Origin of the sequence: Dyella terrae (genome assembly GCF_004322705.1) — a bacterium.
Lineage (GTDB): Bacteria > Pseudomonadota > Gammaproteobacteria > Xanthomonadales > Rhodanobacteraceae > Dyella_D > Dyella_D terrae.
Map to the genome: position 1 here is coordinate 2,362,067 of NZ_SIZZ01000001.1, position 16,642 is coordinate 2,378,708.

15 protein-coding genes are annotated in these 16,642 nt (G+C 62.1%); 4 read left to right on the forward strand and 11 right to left on the reverse strand.

The window, feature by feature from the left end:
* Nucleotides 1–86: 86 nt before the first annotated feature.
* From EYV96_RS10700 to EYV96_RS10740, 10 genes are all read right to left on the reverse strand, one after another.
* Nucleotides 87–602, reverse strand: coding sequence for a hypothetical protein (locus EYV96_RS10700; protein ID WP_131151397.1), 516 nt, complete (start codon nucleotides 600–602; stop codon nucleotides 87–89).
* Between the two features lie 435 nt (nucleotides 603–1,037).
* A complete protein-coding gene (locus tag EYV96_RS10705) occupies nucleotides 1,038–1,244 on the reverse strand; it encodes a hypothetical protein (protein ID WP_131151398.1) in 207 nt (68 codons plus the stop codon).
* A gap of 5 nt (nucleotides 1,245–1,249) precedes the next feature.
* Nucleotides 1,250–1,549: an immunity protein TriTu family protein gene (locus tag EYV96_RS10710; RefSeq protein WP_425478724.1), complete on the reverse strand. Its 300-nt coding sequence runs from the start codon at nucleotides 1,547–1,549 to the stop codon at nucleotides 1,250–1,252.
* 195 nt (nucleotides 1,550–1,744) lie between these two features.
* Nucleotides 1,745–2,113 (reverse strand): hypothetical protein, encoded by a 369-nt coding sequence (locus tag EYV96_RS10715; protein ID WP_131151400.1) that lies wholly within the window; start codon nucleotides 2,111–2,113, stop codon nucleotides 1,745–1,747.
* 65 nt (nucleotides 2,114–2,178) lie between these two features.
* Nucleotides 2,179–2,673, reverse strand: coding sequence for a DUF6228 family protein (locus tag EYV96_RS19085; protein WP_425478725.1), 495 nt, complete (start codon nucleotides 2,671–2,673; stop codon nucleotides 2,179–2,181).
* The gene (locus EYV96_RS10720; RefSeq protein WP_131151401.1) at nucleotides 2,585–2,965 is read right to left on the reverse strand and encodes a hypothetical protein; all 381 of its coding nucleotides are present in this window, start codon (nucleotides 2,963–2,965) and stop codon (nucleotides 2,585–2,587) included. The genes EYV96_RS19085 and EYV96_RS10720 overlap by 89 nt, the downstream gene beginning before the upstream one ends.
* A gap of 196 nt (nucleotides 2,966–3,161) precedes the next feature.
* Nucleotides 3,162–3,482, reverse strand: coding sequence for a hypothetical protein (locus tag EYV96_RS10725; protein WP_131151402.1), 321 nt, complete (start codon nucleotides 3,480–3,482; stop codon nucleotides 3,162–3,164).
* Nucleotides 3,483–4,134: 652 nt separating this feature from the next.
* Nucleotides 4,135–4,866: a TSCPD domain-containing protein gene (locus EYV96_RS10730; RefSeq protein WP_131151403.1), complete on the reverse strand. Its 732-nt coding sequence runs from the start codon at nucleotides 4,864–4,866 to the stop codon at nucleotides 4,135–4,137.
* Nucleotides 4,867–4,966: 100 nt separating this feature from the next.
* Complete coding sequence (locus EYV96_RS18785) at nucleotides 4,967–5,539, reverse strand: histidine biosynthesis protein HisIE (protein WP_165488656.1); 573 nt, start codon at nucleotides 5,537–5,539, stop codon at nucleotides 4,967–4,969.
* A gap of 122 nt (nucleotides 5,540–5,661) precedes the next feature.
* The gene (locus tag EYV96_RS10740; RefSeq protein ID WP_131151404.1) at nucleotides 5,662–7,824 is read right to left on the reverse strand and encodes an adenosylcobalamin-dependent ribonucleoside-diphosphate reductase; all 2,163 of its coding nucleotides are present in this window, start codon (nucleotides 7,822–7,824) and stop codon (nucleotides 5,662–5,664) included.
* Nucleotides 7,825–8,889: 1,065 nt separating this feature from the next.
* Here EYV96_RS10740 and EYV96_RS10745 point away from each other — a divergent pair.
* From EYV96_RS10745 to EYV96_RS10760, 4 genes are all read left to right on the forward strand, one after another.
* Nucleotides 8,890–10,263 (forward strand): DegQ family serine endoprotease, encoded by a 1,374-nt coding sequence (locus EYV96_RS10745; RefSeq protein ID WP_131151405.1) that lies wholly within the window; start codon nucleotides 8,890–8,892, stop codon nucleotides 10,261–10,263.
* 432 nt (nucleotides 10,264–10,695) lie between these two features.
* On the forward strand, nucleotides 10,696–11,919 hold the full coding sequence (locus tag EYV96_RS10750; protein WP_131151406.1) for a LysM peptidoglycan-binding domain-containing protein: 1,224 nt from the start codon (nucleotides 10,696–10,698) through the stop codon (nucleotides 11,917–11,919).
* Nucleotides 11,920–11,930: 11 nt separating this feature from the next.
* A complete protein-coding gene (locus EYV96_RS10755; RefSeq protein ID WP_131151588.1) occupies nucleotides 11,931–12,635 on the forward strand; it encodes an HAD family hydrolase in 705 nt (234 codons plus the stop codon).
* A 149-nt stretch (nucleotides 12,636–12,784) separates the two neighbouring features.
* Nucleotides 12,785–14,164, forward strand: coding sequence for a leucyl aminopeptidase family protein (locus tag EYV96_RS10760; RefSeq protein WP_131151407.1), 1,380 nt, complete (start codon nucleotides 12,785–12,787; stop codon nucleotides 14,162–14,164).
* A gap of 64 nt (nucleotides 14,165–14,228) precedes the next feature.
* Here EYV96_RS10760 and metE read toward each other — a convergent pair whose 3' ends face one another.
* Nucleotides 14,229–16,544 carry a 5-methyltetrahydropteroyltriglutamate--homocysteine S-methyltransferase gene (gene metE / locus EYV96_RS10765; RefSeq protein ID WP_131151408.1) on the reverse strand — a complete coding sequence of 772 codons (2,316 nt, stop codon included), beginning with the start codon at nucleotides 16,542–16,544 and terminating at the stop codon, nucleotides 14,229–14,231.
* Between the last annotated feature and the right edge of the window lie 98 nt (nucleotides 16,545–16,642).

Consider the following 16,642-nt stretch of genomic DNA (forward strand, 5'->3'; position numbering starts at 1 on the left):
CCAACGTCCCTTTTGGATTGTGATCTCGACAATTCAATTTACCTTGGTCAAGAAGAGCGGGCACACCCAAGTGGAACTTGGCCTGGCTATGGGATGCTTGTGAGGGAAGAAATGAACTCAGGGTCTGTGATGCTCAGTCCGCTCTGAACTCGATGCCAAACCTTACAAAAACCAACGGTCGATGCCTTGCTTGAAGTGCTCCTTTGAATGAACTGAAAGATGTCTCCATGATCAGGCCAGTCTCCCAGACCAATATGTCTGTACGCCCCCTCCAGGACTTTTCCGCGGGCATCTTCAACTTGAAACAGCCAGGTGAAGAGCCCCCTCCTCTTGAGCAGGACGGACTTATCTGGGTCTGGAAACACGAACGTGGCACCGTCGATTCGAACGATCCAACGGTCATCTCTGACGTAAGCACTGACCAGCGCGACCCTACGCCTCCCGTTGATCAACAAGCGTTTCTCTGAGCCAAAGCCTGACGCCCCCTTGCGCGAGAGCTTGTATGCGCTGGATTGGTCGCGGGTGTACAGACCGGTATCAACATCAATAGCGTAACGGCGGTCGGGCCGGACATAGTCGGCCAGAATGATTCGATCAGCCATGCTGTGTCTATTCCTTGGACGCTGCTCGGAAAATCCGGATAAATTTCCTTGAGTTGCCGGCACCTTGTCTAATGACCGCATCCGCTTTGGGGTAATACCCAATGGCGAACATTTCAGCGCTCTCAGTATCCAGGTTCCGCACGGATATCATCGCGAAATTCCGCATCAATCGCATTCCGGAGGATGGCCGGAAGAAGCCGATACTCAACTTCCCTGGCCACCCGCTTCTCGGCCAAGTCGGTTGCCGTGTCGAAGCCGGCCCTGACAACATCTAAGGCGTCAGAAAGCTTTAAGGCGTCCGCACTCGGAGCTGAATCTGGGAAGCGCATTGCAGCTCGGCCTCGATGGCTGCGTGAATTCGACTCGACATCAGAGCACGTTGCTGCAGGAAATGTGTTTGACCCCTTAGGTCTCCAGGAAAAGTATTCTGACCCCTTAGGTCTCATGAACCAGTTCGGCGAGGTTCTCGCCTTTCTGACGAAATAAATCATCGACCGCCAACCTTCCACCAGATATGACGTCCGTATAGATCGCTCGAATGCCGGTCAGGAGGCGCGCTCCGTCCATCTTGATTGTCACGACCGCACCTTCATGCCCATAAAGGCAAGCTCGCTCAAGGGGCTCTTCAATGTTGTTGCCCATGCGAGTCACTTCCTGGCTTGATTCAACGATTCGAAGAACTCCGCGAACTCATCATCCAACGACACGTTGCTCTCAAAGTGCCCGAGCGATGCATAAATGTTGTCGCCGGTGCCCTTAGAAAGGACCTCGGCGTGATAGTCACCACTATTCCAGAAGGTAATTCGAGCAACTACATTCGGCGCGTCAATATCCACATAAGCGGAAGGATTGGAACTCGGTACAGCCATCCAAATTCGCACATCCCGTCGATTGCACGGATGACGGGACCTGATGCTATTTACCCATGTAACGAAAACATCAAGCACCGCGATCTCCTCGGTGTTTCTGGCTTTGAAGGGCGGTCGACTTGAGGCTTCTCACGTCGCCTGGCTCCTGAGACGGCCTTCTCCACAGCGCTTCCCAAAGCTCTCAATACGACGATCCGCCCCAAATCATCGGCAACGCCAGCACCTAATGGCGGCGGGTTCATTTTCCACTCGCCTTAAAGCAATCTTCGACGTTCAGATGGGATAGTCGGACTCGTAAGGCATCTTTAGATCAACAACTGCAACACCGAATTCGTGCAACGCTGTGGCAAGACCAAGCCTCCCCCTGACCAGCTGGCTAGTAATCGTCGCAAAGTCGGATTCGCATGGATGATAGTTGTCGCTAAGAAACTTCACGTCCAGCTCCAAGAACCTGACATGAAAAAATGACTGCCCCGTAAACTTCGCGACACCCTGTCTGGTGAGGAACTGACAACCGGCCACGGAATTGGGATTGATCGGATAGATCCCCAGCCATGCCCGAAACTTTGGGTCTGATGAAGGCATATCCGCAACCATCATTCGAAACATTTCAAGTGTGTTCCATACTTTTAAAATGTCCATGCCTAACCGCGCGCTCCTTACGCGCCTGTACTTCGTAGACGCACGCTCCATGAGAGGGCGCCCATTCAGCACGCAACACTCTCAAAGAATTTCTGAGCCTCGCCGGCAATGACCGTCAAACGCCCCAGCTCGCTGCTAGTTCCCGCCGTAACACACCACTCTTCGGCACTACCGGGAAGCCCCTTAAGAGACACCGTGAAAGTCACGCTCCCGCCAGGGGAACAAGTCGCAGAGATATCGAACTCGCCTTCAAGCGTCGCCCAGGACTTCACTCCCTTCCAGGGAAGCGCACACGACGCCAGATCTTTAAACCATCCGGGAAGGCCCTGGGGATCAGTGAACGCAGACACCCATTGCGTCGCAGTCACGCCATGGCCCTGGAGCTCTACGACGAACTCGTCGCCAAGGCGATCCAGGAATCGAACCTCACTGTCAGATGAAGCTGACCTAATGGCGAACATTTCGGTGCTCTCAATGTTTGGGCCCTGCACGGATTGCATCGGAGAATTCCACATCAATCGCGTCCCGTAGGTTGGCAGGAAGAAGCCGATAGTCATCATCCCTAGCGGCCCGCTTTTCAGCCAGGTCGGTTGCCTTGTCGAACCCCGACCTGACCGAGCGGATCACAAGAAGCGTGCAGATCGCAAACTCCCGCTCGTGACCAACCTGCAGATGATGTGCCCCCAGCTCAATCACTTCATAAGGGAACCATTGCTGGGCTTTCTTCAGCTGACCTCCCTGCTGGTTGATTACGAGACGCAGTGCCGCCTCATGGCGGTCTCGGTCCTGGCCGTAGTCGAGGCCGGCAATGAACCCGAGTTCGTTTTCGGTGATTGTCTGGACCAGGTCCATGGTGCCCCTCGGCAAAGTTATTTTGCGACTCCACAAATTTCCGCCGACATCACTGAGCCTGGCAAAGGCCACATCGCTGGCAGAGATCAATACATCTGCGCCCCTAGATGTTCCTTTGTCACTGATGTCCGCCAAGGGTCTACAACAGACACTTCCAGGTCTGGTTTCACCATCGTCCTTTCGAAGTCCCGATCTTCTAAGTTCTGCGCGTTTTGAATGCAATCCACGTAACGATCGGATACGAAACAAGAGCTGCGATGATCGCCGGGACGAAGATCATCTGCCGGAGGATGGATTTAAAGACAATCCCATCTGAGAGCGCTGGAACGCCCACCCACAGAAAGAATGTAACCACGGTAGTGCAAGCAACCGCAAATAGCGCCAGCAGGGCGACGCGCATGGATACGATGTCCAATCCGGCCTTTTTCCAAAGGAAGAGACTAATCGCCAGGCCAACCAGTGCCGCTGGAAGCACCAGTATGCAGAACAGAAGAGCAAGCTCGGGATGAGTAATCACTGGTCGGCTTCCTGTGGCTTATCTTCCAGATGCGGGAGGCTTTATTCGTGCCGTTCAAGCCAACCTACCAGCCTCTTTGCAGGGTTGGCGCCCTGATCGAATACGCATCCAGTGAGTTCAACTGAGATCTGAGTGTCGTCACCATTCACGATCTTCAGCGTTTCGAAAACATCCGTAGGCGAAGACGCGCAATCAGAAGCCTGTCGAACGGCTCGGCTCACAAGGTTTTCCACGTTGCGCCACTCCTCACTTGACAGCTTTCGCGACGGCGAGGCTTTCAAACCCTTCCGCTCGATACTCTGCGTAGTGCGATCCAAAAACCGTACTGAGCCGCAACTTCTGCCTCGTGGGCGTGGCCCCCATGCACTCATGTAGGTAACGCTTTTCAGCATGGGTTGTTCCTTACCAGAGGCATGGGCGCTCACTGACATCGCACTTGCGGCCGCGATTGGCGATAGGATTCGAGACCAGCTCATCCTTACCCCCGAGAAATCGGCTTCAGAACTACCGCGATATTCTGAGCGTCAGCCGGCTTGCCTTGGGCGTGAAGCTGGCATCCGCGCGCATGGAGGTCGCTCATTCCGGACTCAGTCACAAGAAGGGGCGGCATCACTGCCACCCCTTTCTTAGTAACTTAATTGCGATGTCCGGCTTAACCGCACTTCGAATACCCACAATTCAAACAAGTCTGACACCCATCCATCAGCACCAGCGCCTTCGTATTGCACTTGGCGCAAAGGGTCGCCCCGGCCGGGAAGCCATTTTCCGACGCGCTCTCAGCAGCGCCAGCCTCTGCCTTCTTGCCTTCATAAGCCGCCCGCTTCTCAGCGATCAACTTCTTGGTGGATTCGTCCATATCGGGATCATGGATGAGCCCGATGGTTTTCATGTGCTGCTCGATCACCGCGCCGATCTCGGCGACGATGCTGGGCATGTAGATGCCGCCGGCTTTGAAGTAGCCGCCGCGGGGGTCGAAGACGGCCTTCATCTCCTCTACCAGGAAGGTGACGTCGCCGCCTTTGCGGAAGACGGCGGAGATGATGCGGGTGAGGGCCACGATCCACTGGAAGTGGTCCATGTTCTTCGAGTTGATGAAGATCTCGAAGGGGCGGCGCTGCTCATGGGGGGTGCCGGCGTTGAGGACGATGTCGTTGACGGTGACGTACAACGCGTGCTCGAACAGCGGTGATTTGATCTTGTAGGTGGAGCCGACGAGCATCTCGGGACGCTCAAGGCTCTCGTGCATCTGGATCACCTCGGCCATGGGCGCTTCGCGGGAAGCGGCCGGCGTGGCGGAGGGTGCCGGTGCGGCGGGGGTGGCTGCCTTGTCCTCGGGCTTGACGACGTTGTAGCCCTTGATCTTCTTTTCGATCTTGATCGCCATGGTCGTGTGCTTCTTGTCTGGATGCGTTGGCGCGAGGAGCGGCGTGGGCCGGAGACGCGCCGGCCCGGCGCAAAGGCCGGGCCGGGCGTTTTAAAGCAACTTACTTCTTCTTGCGGGCGACCTTGCGGGCCGGCTTGCGCGCAGCCTTGGTTGCCTTCTTGCTGGCAGTGGACCGCTTGACGGCCTTGGCGGCCGTCTTCTTCTTGCCTGCAGCCTTCTTGGGGGCTGCCTTACGGGTTGCGGCCTTCTTGGCCGTCTTCTTGCTGCTGACCTTCTTTGCAGCCTTGCGGGCCGTCTTCTTCACGGCCTTCTTGGCGACTTTCTTTGCAGCGGCCTTGCGGGCGCCGGTCTTCTTGACGGCCTTCTTCACGGCCTTCTTGGCAGCTGCCTTGCGGGCCGTCTTCTTCACGGCCTTCTTGGCAGCCTTCTTCGCGGTCTTCTTGACGGCCTTCTTGGCGCCAGCAGCCTTCTTGGTCGAAGCCTTCTTCGCCGTCTTCTTGGCGGAAGCCTTCTTCACGGCCTTCTTGGCGGTCTTCTTGGCGCCAGCAGCCTTCTTGGCACCTGCGGCCTTCTTGGCCGGCTTGCGACGGGCCTTCTTGGCCGGGGCAGCAGCGGCCGGAGCTTCGGCAGCGGCGGTGTTTTCAACAGCGTTCATTTCGGTATCGATGGACATGTGGGTTTCCCCTCCGACGTTGGTTCAGTACTTGGCGTGGGCCTACGGGTAGTTATCAACAAGGCTTCGAACGTGGTTCCGGGAACAGGCCGGCAGCTTTCAGTCAAGCTGCCGGCCTGTGCTCAGAACTTACCGTAATAGCCTTCCTTCAAAGCATCAAAGAGGTTGGCCGCGGTGTGCATTTCACCGTCGTACTCCACCTCTTCATTGCCTTTCAGTTCGATAACGCTACCGTCTTCTAATTCGAAGCGGTAGAGGGTGCTCTCAAGATCGGCCTCTTTGACCAGCACGCCCTGGAACGCGGCGGGGTTGAATCGGAACGTCGTGCAACCCTTGAGGCCCTGTTTATAAGCGTAAAAATAGATGTCTTTGAAATCTTCGTAAGGATAATCGGTCGGGACATTCGCTGTCTTGGAAATCGACGAGTCGATCCATTTTTGCGAGGCCGCCTGGATGTCGACGTGCTCTTTGGGGCTGATGTCGTCGGCCGAAACGAAGTATTCGGGCAGCTTGGCCTGGGCGTCATCGGTGAACGGCATGGCCTGCGCATTGATCAGGGCGCGGTAGGCCAGCAGCTCGTAGCTGTACACCTCGACCTTCTCTTTCGTCTTGCGACCCTCGCGGATCACGTTGCGCGAATAGTGGTGGGCGAAGCTCGGCTCGATGCCGTTGCTGGCGTTGTTGGCCAGCGACAGGGAAATGGTGCCGGTGGGCGCGATCGAGCTGTGGTGGGTGAAGCGCGCGCCGGTTTCGGCCAGGTCCGCCACCAGGTTCGGGGCCACCTCGGCCACGCGCTGCATGTAGCGGCTGTACTTGGCGTGCAGGATGCGGCCGGGGATCGTGTCGCCGGCCTTGTAGCCGTCGGCGACCATTTCCGGGCGCTTGCGCAGCATGTCGCCGGTGACGGTGAAGTCCTTGAGCAGGATCGGGGCCGGGCCCTTTTCCCGGGCAAGCTCAAGCGCGACTTCCCAGCCGGCGACCGCCATTTCGCGGGACACGTCTTCGGTGAAGGACACCGCGTCGGCGTTGCCGTAGCGCAACTTGAGCATGGTGAGGGTCGAACCCAGGCCCAGGAAGCCCATGCCGTGACGGCGCTTGGAGAGGATTTCGTTGCGCTGCTGTTCCAGCGGCAGGCCGTTGATCTCCACCACGTTGTCGAGCATGCGGGTGAAGATCTTCACCACCTCGCGGTATTCGTCCCAGTCGAAACGGGCCTTGGGGCCGAAGGGATCGCGCACGAAGGTGGTGAGGTTGATCGAGCCCAGGAGGCAGGAGCCGTAGGGCGGCAACGGCTGCTCGCCGCAGGGGTTGGTGGCGCGGATGTGCTCGCACCACCAGTTGTTGTTCATCTCGTTGACCTTGTCGATCAGGATGAAACCCGGCTCGGCGAAGTCATACGTGGACACCATGATCATGTCCCACAGGTGCCGCGCGCGGATGTGGCCGTAGATCTTGCAGGCGACCAGGCCGTCTTCGCGCTCGACGTAGTTTTCGTGGGTCGGCCACTCGCGCCACACCACCTTGGCGGCGTCGGTGAGGTCGACCTCGTCCTGCTCCTTGACGTGCACCGGGAAGACCAGCGGCCAGTCCTGGTCGTGCTCGACGGCCTGCATGAAGCCGTCGGTGACCAGCAGCGACAGGTTGAACTGGCGCAGGCGACCGTCTTCGCGCTTGGCGCGGATGAATTCCTTCACGTCCGGATGGCTGACGTCGAACGTGCCCATCTGCGCGCCACGACGGCCACCGGCCGAGGACACGGTGAAGCACATCTTGTCGTAGATATCCATGAAGGACAGCGGGCCGCTGGTGTAGGCGCCGGCACCGGAGACGTAGGCGCCGCGCGGACGCAGCGTCGAGAATTCGTAGCCGATGCCGCAGCCGGCTTTCAGCGTGAGGCCGGCCTCGTGCACCTTCTCCAGGATGTCGTCCATGGAGTCGCGGATCGTGCCGGACACGGTGCAGTTGATCGTGGAGGTGGCGGGCTTGTGTTCCAGCGCGCCCGCGTTGGACGTGATGCGGCCGGCGGGAATGGCACCGCGGCGCAGGGCCCAGAGGAAGCGTTCGTTCCAGTGTTCGCGAAGTTCCGGCGTGGCTTCGACGTCGGACAAAGCGCGCGCGACGCGCTGGTAAGTCTCGTCGACGCTGCCGTCGACCGGCGCGCCCGTTTTCGATTTCAGGCGGTATTTCTTGTCCCAGATGTCGTAGGACGCAGGTTGCAGCGGTATCACGGCGTTGCCATCTCGGTTGATTGTCTTACCCACGGCTGGTGCACGCAGTGTGCTCATCGGCTTCCTGACCTCGCGGAGCTTTCGGTTCTTGTTGTATGGCTCAGTCCTAAGCACTGCCTAAGCGCCTGGACTTTTCCCTGCCTTGGTATTCGACAACTCCCCCCAGAGCTGTCTTTGTGACACCAGCACTTGTTAAAGGCTTGGCATCGATACACAACATGTTGTGGTTGCAACGGAGTGGAAATTACCCCTGCGACTGGCCGATGTAAAGAGTCGATGACGTGACGGAGGTATTCACGCCGGCTTGCTATATCGGAAGTCGTAGTTGAGGACGCTCGGACACATGCCCGGTGAGTGCATAACGTGGCGGCCTGTGGATGCCGGCTTTCGCCGGCATGACGGCGCGTGGTGTGTGTGGCGGGCGTTTTGATCGGTCGTAGCAGAGCGCGCTCGGAAACGTGCTGGTGAGCGCACGATGTGGCGGTCCGTGGATGCCGGCTTTCGCCGGCATGACGGCACGTGGGGCGTGTGGCGTGGGGGGTGTGGCGGGCACTTTGATCGGTCGTAGCCGAGCGCGCTCGGACAGGTGCTGGTGAGTGCACGATGTGGCGGCCTGTGGATGCCGGCTTTCGCCGGCATGACGGCACGTGGGGTGTGTGGCTGACTTTTTGTTCGATCGAAGGGGAGCGCGCTCGGACACCTGCTGATGAGTGCAGGATGTGGCGGTCCATGGATGCCGGCTTTCGCCGGCATGACGGCGCGTGGGGTGTGTGGCGGGCTTTTGGTTCGATCGAAGCGGAGCGCGCTCGGACACGTGCTGGTGAGTGCACGATGTGGCGGTCCGTGGATGCCGGCTTTCGCCGGCATGACGGCGCGTGGCGTGTGTGGCGGGCTTTGGGTTCGATCGAAGCGGAGCGCGCTCGGACACGTGCTGGTGGGTGCACGATGTGGCGGCCTATGGATGCCGGCTTTCGCCGGCATGACGGCGCGGGGAGTGTGCGGTGGAGGTTTTGATTGAGCGCGTTGCCTTGGAGAAATGAGGCGCCGACACCATAGGTGACGGAACCGTCCGTGCCGGTGAGGAGTCGAACGCCGGCCGTTTCAGATTGTTGAGGAGTCAGCATGTTCCGACGCACCTTCCGTTCCCTCGCTGCCCTGCTCGCCCTCGTGCTGGGCGTAGGCGTGCCGGTGACCAGCCAGGCGGGCCTGCCGCCGTCGGTGGACGGGCAACCCCTGCCCTCGCTCGCGCCGATGATCGAAAAGGTCACCCCCGCTGTGGTGAACATCTCGACCAAGACGCGCGTGCAGGTGCGCGATCCGTTCTTCGACGACCCCATGTTCCGGCAATTCTTCGGCCTGCCCGGCAACCAGCGCCAGCGCATCGCGCAAAGCCTGGGTTCGGGCGTGATCGTGGATGCGGCCAAGGGTTACATCCTGACCAATAACCATGTGGTCGGCGGCGCCGACGACATTACGGTGACCTTGCAGGACGGGCGCGACTTCAAGGGCAAGCTGATCGGCACCGACCCGGATACGGACGTGGCCGTGGTGCAGATCCAGGCGACGAATCTGCAGGCCTTGCCCCTGGCGGATTCGGCCAAGTTGCGTGTGGGCGATTTCGTAGTGGCTGTCGGCGATCCCTTCGGGCTGGGTCAGACAGTGACGTCAGGCATCGTCTCGGCGCTCGGCCGTTCGGGGCTGGGCGGCACGGGGTACCAGAATTTCATCCAGACCGATGCCTCGATCAATCCGGGTAACTCCGGCGGCGCGCTGGTGAACCTGCGCGGCGAGCTGATCGGCATCAACACCATGATTTTCTCGCCGTCGGGCGGCAACGTCGGCATCGGCTTCGCCATTCCCACCAATCTCAGCCGCGATGTGATGGAGCAGCTGATCGCCCACGGCAAGGTGAGTCGCGGCAACCTGGGCGTGGAGACGCAGGACATCACGCCGCGCATCGCGCAGGTGCTGGGGCTTAAGGGCACGTCGGGTGCGGTGGTCACGCGCGTCAGCTCCGGCTCGCCGGCCGACAGCGCCGACCTGCAGATCGGCGATGTCATCACCGCCATCGACGGCAAGCCACTGCGCAACGCACAGGAGCTGCGCAATGCCGAGGGCCTGATGCCGGTGGGCAGCACCGTGAAGCTGACGGTCCAACGGGCCGGCGCGACCCGCGATATCACCGCGACGCTTGCGCCGGAGAAGCTCGCCACGGTGGATGGCGCGACGCTCGATGCACGCCTGGCTGGCGTGACCTTCAGCGAGTTGTCGCAGAACCTGCGCAGCCAGGGCGTGGCGGGCGTGGCGGTGAGCCACGTGCGCAGCGGGAGTCGCGCGGCACTGGCCGGTCTCAGTGCCAACGACGTGGTGATTGGCGTGGGCAATGCCCGCATTCCCAATCTCAGCACGCTCAAGCGGCTGGCGGGCATCAATCCGCGCCAGCTGGTGCTGATCGTTTCGGGTGACGACGGCGTCCGTTACGTCGATATTCGCTAGGACGTTTCGCGGCCTCCCCGGCCGATGCTGCCGGGGAGGTTCGGAAATCACGGGCCGCAACTTGAGCCGTCGTCCGATGGCCGGTCTGTCAGTTATCGCCTCATGATGTGCGGGGCGACTTACTGAGTTGTGTCATCTCCCCCTGACATTGGTGTCGTCCTGGGCGGGGGAGGTATCGCGATGAAGGCTTTCGCGTCTGCTAATGGCGTCGCAAACGCCCTGATATGTACAGCGCAGACTCAGGTTGCAGCGCAGCAACCTGAATTAAGGATGCGATGCTTCGCACATGTCGGACATTTCCCTAGTACAAGCTGGTGTTCGCGCTTGATGTTTCCTACACGTGCGGCTGAAATACCGGGGCTTTTTCCTACGCATGCGCCCATTGACGGCAGTACGCGAATCTCACTAGTCGAACCGAGGTTTCCAACCATCATGTCCTTCCGTCTCGCTCGTATCCTTTCGGTGGCGCTCCTGGGCGTCTGCGCGGCCACCGCGCTGCACGCCGACCCGGCCCCCAAGGCCAAAACCAAGAAGGCCGCTGCGCCGGCCGTTCCCACCCTGGTGTGGCGCGGTGACGTCGCTACCGCCCGCGGCATCGTGATTGACGTGGCCAAGGCCTACGAGAAGGCCGGCAAGGGCAAGATCGAAGTCCAGCCGTTCAACACCGCCTCGGGCCTGGACGCCGTGGCCATCGGCACCGCCGATTTCGCCGGCAGCGCCCGCGGCGCCGATACGGCCGCCGAGAGCAACCTGGTCTTCACGCCGGTGGCGTGGGACGCGCTGGTGCTGATTACCTACCCGTCCAACCCGGTCAACAACCTGACGCTCAAGCAGGTGCACGACATCTACTACGGCAAGATCACCAACTGGAAGGACGTGGGTGGTCGCGACGAGCCGATCAACCTGTACGCCGTGGCCAGCCCCGGTGACGGCGTCGAGTACAGCTTCCGCAAGCTGGTGTTCGGCCGCGGCAACCAGCCGGTCGCCGCCCCGCGCCTGTACGTGAACACCGCCAAGCTCGAAGAGGCCGTGACACTCGATCCGAAGGCGATGGGCGTGACCACGCTGGCCGGTATCGCCGGCAACACCAAGGTGAAGCTGGTCACCATCAACGGCGTCCCGGCCAACACGGGCACCGTCACGGATGGCAGCTACCCGCTGTACATGCCGATCTACCTGGTGACCAACCAGAACAACCCGAAGGGCGCGCAGATCCAGACCTTCATGGAATTCGTGCAGTCCGACGCCGTGCGTGACATCGCCAAGAAGCACCAGCTGGTGCCGTTCTCCGATGCACCGCAGCTGGTGGACATGGACGTGGAGCGTCGCGCCAAGATCCTGGCCGAAGTGGGCTCGAAGATGACGGCCGATACCACCAAGGTGTCCGCCCCGGGTGCGTCCTACGCCGCTCGCGCTGCCGTCGCCCCGACCTCGGAGCTGACCCAGCAGGCCCGCCAGTCGCTCGACGCGCGTAACGCCGAAAGCGCCGCCAAGAAGGCCGAGGCCGCCGGTGGCACGCACACCGTCGCCAAGGGCGAGACGCTGTCCACCATCGCCAAGAAGTATTCGGTGAGCGTGTCGGACCTGAAGTCGTGGAATGACCTCAAGGGTGATAGCGTGAAGGTGGACCAGGTACTGAAGGTGAGCCCGAACTGATGCATGAATCGATGCGCATCCGCGCGCTGACGCTGGATCTCGATGACACCTTGTGGCCGGTGCTGCCGGCCCTCGAGAAGGCCGATCGCGACGTGGATGCGTATCTGCGTCAGCACTATCCCGCTGTGGCGCGCGCCTGGCCCATTCCGGCCATGCGCGCGCTGCGGACCGAGGTCGCCGCCGAGCGCGTCGACCTCGCCCACGATTTCACCGCCCAGCGCCACCTCACCATGCGGCGCGCGTTCCTTGCCTGCGGCATCGAAGAGGCGCCCATCGAGGCGCTGTGGAACATCTACTTCGCCGCGCGCAACAGCGTGGAGCTTTACGTCGACAGCCTGCCGGCGCTGGAGCGCATCACCGCACTGCGGCCGATTGCCAGCCTGACCAACGGCAACGCCGACCTGCAGATGATTGGCATCCACACGCATTTCGCGCATCACGTCTGCGCGCGGGATACGGGTGTCGCCAAGCCCGATCCGCGCATTTTTACGGCCGCCGCCGAGATGCTGGGCATCGCCCCGTCGAACATCCTGCACGTGGGTGACGATCCGGAACTGGACGTCGTCGGTGCACGCGACGCCGGCCTCCGCACCGCCTGGATCAACCGCTCTCGCCACCCCTGGCCCGGCGCCCTCGGCCCCGCCCCCGACCTCGACCTGCCCGACATGTCCGCCCTGGCCGACTGGCTGGACACCCACGTAAAAACCAATCACTAAAGTCAGCACTCCGCTCTACCCCATTCACCATTCCCCATTCCCCGCTCTTCCGTTCACAGTTCTCGGTTCCCCGTTCTCCCGTTCCCAGTCAAAAGCGCGCATCATTCGCTCCACGAATGTTTCCGTTGCAACTGAGCCGTTGGAGTGCCATGTCCGCCCTGATCGAACGCAAGTCCGGTGACCGCCAGACCGTCCTTCTCGAAACCGTCGACAGCAACCATCTCGCTGCCTGCAAGCGCCGCCTGAGCGCGCCGCAGCGGCGCCTGCTGGCCGACTCCGGCTTCGTGGCCGCGCCGGGCAGCTTTGCCCTGGTCGCCGATGAGAACGGCAAGCTGGTGCGCGTGCTGGCCGGTGTGGATGGCAGTGATGTCCTCAACGCGATCGCGCATCTGCCGCGCGTGTTGCCGGAAGGCACGTATGCGCTGGCCAACGAGGGCGTGCTGGCCGACACCACGCAGGCCGCCCTGGGCTGGGCTTTCGGCGCCTACGAGTTCACGCGCTACCGCAAGCCGCGCCGCGCGCCGGCAAAGCTGGCGGTATCGGCCGCCGACCTGAAGCTGCTGACGCCGCTGATCGACGCCACCGCTCACGTGCGCGACCTGGTCAACACGCCCACCGAAGACATGGGCCCGAAGCAGCTGGCCGATGCTGTCGCGCAGCTGGGCAAGCGCTTCAAGGGCAAGGTGCGCGAATGGGTGGGCGATGACCTGCTCAAGCACAATTTCCCCACCATCCACGCCGTGGGCCGCGCCAGCCATCGCGCACCGCGCCTGATCGAGCTGAGCTGGGGCAAGGCCAGCGATCCGAAGCTGGCGATCATTGGCAAGGGCGTGTGTTTCGACACCGGCGGCCTGGATCTGAAGCCGGCCGACGGCATGCGCTGGATGAAGAAGGACATGGGCGGTGCCGCGCATGCGATCGCGCTGGCGCAGCTGGTGATGGAAGCGAAGTTGCCGGTGCGGCTGACGCTGCTGATCCCGGCGGTGGAGAACGCGGTGAGCGGCAACGCGCTGCGCCCGGGTGAAGTGGTGATCACGCGCGCCGGTCACAGCGTGGAGATCGACAACACCGACGCCGAAGGTCGCCTGGTGTTGTGCGATGCGCTGGCTTACGCGAGCGAGCACAAGCCCGATCTGATCGTCGACTTCGCCACGCTGACGGGTGCCGCGCGCGTGGCGCTCGGCCCGGATCTGCCGGCGCTGTTCGCCAATCGCCAGGACCTGGTCGATGCCGTGCTGGCCGACGGCCGCAAGGTCAACGATCCGCTGTGGCAGCTGCCGTTGTGGCGTCCGTACCGGAAGATGCTGGAGTCATACCTGGCGGACTTCGCCAATGCCGGCCCGTCGCGTCATGCCGGTGCGATTACGGCGGCCTTGTACCTGGAGCGTTTCGTGCCGGAAGACCAGGCGTGGATGCACCTGGATACGTACGCATGGAACGATGCCGATCGCCCGGGCCGCCCGCGTGGTGGCGAAGCGATGGGCGTGCGTGCCTTCTTCACGTTCCTGCAGCAGCGTTACGCCCGCTGAGCATGTTTGGCGGAGCGGTCCCCCTGAAGGGGACCGCTTCGTGTTTCAGGGCGACTGAGGGTGCTCAGGCGCGTTTTTCTTCGGTGGCTTCGGCGCCCTCGCCAGCCTGCGCGCGCAGGTGACGGGCGGCTTCCACCAGAGCCACCAGCGCGGCACGTGTTTCCGGCCAGCCGCGGGTCTTCAGGCCGCAATCGGGATTCACCCAGATCTGTTCGGGTTTCAGCACGTCGCTGGCCTTCTCCAGCAAGCCGACCATTTCGGCGACATCCGGCACGCGCGGCGAGTGGATGTCATAGACGCCCGGGCCGATGTCGTTGGGGTACCGGAACTTCACGAAGGCATCGAGCAGTTCCATGCGCGAGCGCGAGGTCTCGATGGAGATGACGTCCGCGTCCATGGCGGCGACGGCCTCGATGATGTCGTTGAATTCCGAGTAGCACATGTGGGTGTGGATCTGCGTCGCGTCGGCCACGCCTGCGGCGGTGAGGCGGAAGCTCTCGACGGCCCACGCCAGGTACGAGGCCCAGTCCTTGCGGCGTAGTGGCAGGCCTTCGCGCAAGGCGGGCTCGTCGATCTGGATGACGCCGATGCCAGCGGCTTCGAGATCCAGCACTTCGTCACGCAGCGCCAGCGCCAGCTGTCGGCAGGTGGCTTCGCGCGGCTGGTCATCACGCACGAACGACCACTGCAACACGGTCACGGGGCCGGTGAGCATGCCCTTCATCGGGCGCGACGTGAGCGACTGCGCGTAGGACGACCAGCGCACGGTCATGGGTGCCGGACGCTGCACGTCGCCGTAGATGATGGGCGGCTTGACGCAGCGCGAGCCGTAGCTTTGCACCCAGCCGTGGCGCGTGAAGACGAAGCCGTCCAGTTGCTCCCCGAAGTACTCGACCATGTCGTTGCGCTCGAACTCGCCGTGCACGAGCACATCGATGCCGATCTCTTCCTGGAAGCGCACGCAGTGGGCGGTTTGCTCGGCGAGGAAGGTGTCGTAGTCCGCTTGGCTGAGCTTGCCGGACTTGACCATGGCGCGGGCCTCGCGCACTTCATGGGTCTGCGGGAAGGAGCCGATGGTGGTGGTGGGATAGAGCGGCAGGCGCAGGCGAGCTTGCTGCGCCGACTGGCGCGCGGGGAACGCGCTTTCGCGTTGGGCATTCTTTGCCGTGACGGCCTTGAGGCGCGAGGCGACCTCGGGGCGGTGCACCCGCAGCGATGCGCGACGCGCAGCGATACGTTCGCGGGCATCGTCGAGCGCGGGGCATGCCGTGACCAGGCCCTTGCATACGTCCATGACGACACGAAGCTCTTCGATCTTCTGGCGTGCGAAGGCGAGCCAGGAACCGACGTCACCGGGCAGCGACTTTTCGAGTGAGGCATCGACAGGGACATGCAGCAGCGAACACGACGGCGCCAGCCAGACGCGATGTTTGCCGAGCACTTCCCAGGCGTGTCGCGCGTGCTTGAGGGCGATGTCGAGGTCGGCGCGCCACACGTTGCGGCCGTCGACGAGGCCGAGTGACAGGATGCGATCTGCCGGAAGCGCTGCGAGAACGTGATCCAGCTGCCCGGGCGCGCGCACGAGATCGACATGGAGGCCATCGACGGGCAGTTCGTGCGTCAGTGCCAGGTTGTCGCCTGGCGCGCCGAAGTACGTAGCGAGCAGGATCTTCGGGTGCGTGCCGGCGGCGAGTCGTGCGTAGGCTTGCCGGTAGGCCTCATCGGCGCCGGCAGGCAGGTCGAGCACCAGACAGGGCTCGTCGATCTGCACCCACTCGGCACCCGCCTCGGCGAGACGGGCAAGGAGCCTGGCGTAAGCGGGAAGGAGGCGCTCAAGCAGGTCCAGGGTGTCACTGCCATCGGTGGTCTTGGCCAGCAGAAGAAAACTCACGGGGCCCAGCAGGACGGGCCGCGCGTCGAAGCCATGCGCCTTCGCTTCAAGGAAGGTGTCGACGGGCCCTTCGTGACGCAGGCGGAAGTCCTGGCCGGCGTGCAGCTCGGGGACGATGTAGTGGTAGTTGGTGTCGAACCACTTGGTCATCTCCATCGCGTGCACGTCGACGCCATCGCGCTGCACGCCGCGAGCCATGGCGAAGTAGCCGTCCAGCGCATCGGCGTCGGCCAGCGAGCGGTAGCGTTCGGGGATGGCATCGACCAGGAAGGCGGTGTCGAGTACATGGTCGTAGAGCGAGAAGTCGTTGGAAGGAACGACGTTGGCGCCAGCGTCCTGTTGCAGTCGCCAGTGGCGGATGCGCAAGTCGCGCGCGGTGGCGAGCAGCGACTCACGCGTGGATGGATCGCGCCAGAAAGTTTCCAGCGCCTGCTTGAGTTCGCGGCGGGCTCCCATGCGTGGGAAGCCGAGGTTGGTAACAAGCGTCATGACTGCAATTCCTCGATTCGTGGTGAATGAGGAACGAAGGAACTGCGCGCTGTTTCGCCAGGAACGACAGCCACGCAAGCGACCTTCGCCCCCGCGGG